This is a genomic window from Streptomyces sp. NPDC002130, from assembly GCF_040296465.1.
Classification (GTDB): domain Bacteria; phylum Actinomycetota; class Actinomycetes; order Streptomycetales; family Streptomycetaceae; genus Streptomyces.
Genome location: NZ_JBEOXI010000513.1, coordinates 1 through 2,768, shown reverse-complemented (window position 1 = coordinate 2,768; position 2,768 = coordinate 1). Strand labels below are relative to the sequence as shown.

The following is a 2,768-nucleotide window of genomic DNA, read 5'->3' as shown; positions in this document are numbered from 1 at the left end:
AAGCGGCGCAACACCGTCGAGCGGTGCATCAACAAGCTCAAGCAGTGGCGCGGCCTGGCCACCCGATACGACAAGACCGCCACCATCTACCTCGCTGGACTCCACATCGCCGCCATCTTCATCTGGTCGGCAAGGTGATCCAAAGGAAACCGCCTAGCCGATGGCCCGCAAGGCACCCGCCGAGGACCCCGGCGACTCCCGTCTGCGCGTGGGCCCGCCCAAGGACCACGCCGCCGGCCTCCCCGCCTTCATGTCCTCCCTGCGCCACGCCCACGCGCAGATGGGCGCCCGCCGAGGAGGCGTCACTCGCGCTCGCGCAACGCCACGGCCTGCCCGAGGCGTTCGGGGCGCCGGTTGTGCTGTTCTGCTACCTCGACCGGACGATGGGGCCCGGGCAGTGGGGGGACGCGGGGATGTACTTGCAGACGGTCATGCTGCTGCTGAGGGCGGAAGGGTTGCACAGCTGCCCTCAGGTCGGCCTGCCGGAGGACCAGCGATTGATGCCCTCGGGTGTGCCCTGGGGTCGGGACGATCCAGACTCCCGGCCAGACCTCGGTTTCACCAGCGACCTTCTCATATGTTGCGGCGGGGAAGTCGCTCAGTTCGTCGATGGTGTAGCCGCCCTTTCGGGCGGTGGTGGGCTCGACGTCCTGGACCAGGATGGGCTTGCCGGCCAGGAGAGGGGGCACCGACTGCCCCGCTCTGGACTCGGTCAACGCGGCGGGATCGCCGCCTCGGCCGCTGCCTTGATCCGGGCAGCGAAGGCGGGGGCGTCCTTGCGGGCGGCCGTGAGTGCCAGGCCGACGAGCAGCTTGCCGAGTCCGTGGCCCTCCAGAACGTTGTGGAGACGGACCCGCGTCCTGCCGTCGGCCAGCGGCTCCAGGTCGTAGCCGCCCTCGGCCACCGCCACGCTGTTCTTGGACACCTCGGTCCACCGGATCCGCGCCGGGGCTTCGAGCTCGGTGATACGGAACTCCCTGGCCGTCTTCACGCCGGCGTCCTTGACCGTGCTGCGGAAGACCGTTCCCACGGCGGTCGGCGTCTCGGGAACCCGCTCGATCCTCAGCACTCGGGGGCTGAACTGCGGATCGTTGCGCCCGTCGGCGAGGTAGTCGAACACCGCCTCGACGGGCCGGTCGATCTCGGTGGTCGCTTCGAACTGTCCTGACATGAGGGCTCCTCGGTCACTGGGTCCGCGCGGTCGTGAAGGGCCGTCAGTGCGTCCTGCCGTAACGGCATCGAGACCCTACGGGAGCGCCGGGCATCCCGCGAGACGACAAGCTGGCCATCAGGGCACCGGCCTGAAGTGATGAAAGGAGTCTGGCCGTCAGACGGGTGGCCATTGCTCCGTACGCCACACCGCATATCAGGGAGACGAGCAGCGCCGCCACGGGGGAGTGGTCCCGCAGGTGGGGATAGACCTGGAAGTGCGTCAGGTAGATGTAGAGCGAGCTGCCGGCCAAGACGCCCGCCAGCCGGTTGACCGGGTCGATGCTGGGCAGGGCGGGCACCCAGAGCAGCAGGACGAGGCCGCCGAGCACGATCGATGTCCGCAGGGTCTGCTCCCCGGGGAAGAGACCGGGCACGGTGACGAGCGTGACCGCGGTCAGCCCCAGCCGTTGTCCCGCCGTGCGGGCCCGGGCCGCCGCCCAGCCCAGGGCGAACAGGAAGAAGACCACGGTGGGGCTCAGGTGGAATCGGACGTGCGCGAGGCCCCAGGGGTCGTAGCGGCCGACGAGCCCCAGGGCGACCAGTGCCAGGGCGAAGCCGAAGGGGGTGCGCCGCTCCGCGCGGTGCAGCCAGGGGATCGCCAGCAGAACCGCCAACCCGGCCAGGAAGTAGACCAGCGCTTCGACGAACCAGTAGCGCCACTCCGGATCGGAGTTGTCCTGCTCGAAGAGGCTGTTGGCCAGGACGACGTTGGCCAGGTCGTATTCGCGGGTCAGCAGCAGCGCGAAGGCGATCCACACCATGCTCGGAACGGCGATGCGGGCGATACTCCGCCCCATCCTGCGCAGACGCTCCCGGCGTTCGCCGACGGAGAGGTGGAAGCGCGCGAAGTTGTATCCGGCGACGCCGAGCAGCACGTGGGCGCCGCCCTGGACCAGGAAGACGGGGATGTGCGAGCCGACGACGAGGACGATGCCGACCGCCCGCAGGGCGATGCCCGTCTCCAGGCTGCGCCGCAGCCCGCGCCGCGGGACGGCCGGGGGCGTGCGCCGTTCGGTCTCCGGGGCCCGCAGCCGGCGGATCGGTGTGGTGTGCCAGTCGGCGGGCAGCACCCCAAGGGCCTGCTCCAGCCGCAGCGACATCTCGACGTACGAGAGTGAGTCGCCGCCCAGACTCACGAAGCTGCTGTCCTCGGTGACGTCGGTCCGGTCGAGGATCTCGGCGTAGAGGGCACAGAGGTCGTCCTCGCCCGGGGACGGTGCCGAGGCCGAAGCGTCGCGAGCCAGCCGCCGTACCGCTTCGTAGTCGGTCTTGCCGGAGGCGAGCCGCGGAAGCTCGGCCACCGGCAGCACCCGTATCGCGCGCGGCGGCAGACCGCAGCCCTCGCTCACCAGCCGCCGTACGGCCGTAGCCTCCGCACCCGCCGTGCTCGCCGCCACGACGGTCAGCGCGTCGTCGTCGCCCACGCACGCGGCGTGGATGCCGTGCCCTTCCAGTCGCGCCCTCGAACCCGGCCGCCCGGGCCTCCGCCACACAGGCCTCGGGCCGCCCCGGGGTGTGCGTACGGTCCAGCACCTTCAGCACGTGCTGCCGCGCAC

At 70.7% G+C, this 2,768-nt stretch carries 2 protein-coding genes and 3 pseudogenes; 2 read left to right on the top strand and 3 right to left on the bottom strand.

Annotation, left to right across the window (positions count from 1 at the left end):
* Both ABT116_RS41995 and ABT116_RS41990 read left to right on the top strand, forming a co-directional pair.
* Positions 1-138: pseudogene (locus ABT116_RS41995) on the top strand (IS5/IS1182 family transposase); the annotation flags it as partial.
* 197 nt (positions 139-335) lie between these two features.
* Positions 336-476: pseudogene (locus ABT116_RS41990) on the top strand (nitroreductase family protein); the annotation flags it as partial.
* Here ABT116_RS41990 and ABT116_RS41985 read toward each other — a convergent pair.
* From ABT116_RS41985 to ABT116_RS41975, 3 genes and pseudogenes are all read right to left on the bottom strand, one after another.
* Positions 474-683, bottom strand: a pseudogene (locus ABT116_RS41985) (N-acyl homoserine lactonase family protein); the annotation flags it as partial. The pseudogenes ABT116_RS41990 and ABT116_RS41985 sit on opposite strands and share 3 nt — an antisense overlap.
* A gap of 29 nt (positions 684-712) precedes the next feature.
* A complete protein-coding gene (locus tag ABT116_RS41980) occupies positions 713-1,171 on the bottom strand; it encodes an SRPBCC family protein (RefSeq protein ID WP_351645649.1) in 459 nt (152 codons plus the stop codon).
* A gap of 43 nt (positions 1,172-1,214) precedes the next feature.
* Positions 1,215-2,636, bottom strand: coding sequence for an acyltransferase family protein (locus ABT116_RS41975; protein WP_351645646.1), 1,422 nt, complete (start codon positions 2,634-2,636; stop codon positions 1,215-1,217).
* Positions 2,637-2,768: the final 132 nt, after the last annotated feature.

Bases quoted from the DNA above. Each gene is read 5' to 3' on its own strand.
- ABT116_RS41980 (WP_351645649.1), bottom strand. From the start codon at position 1,171: ATGTCAGGACAGTTCGAAGCGACCACCGAGATCGACCGGCCCGTCGAG.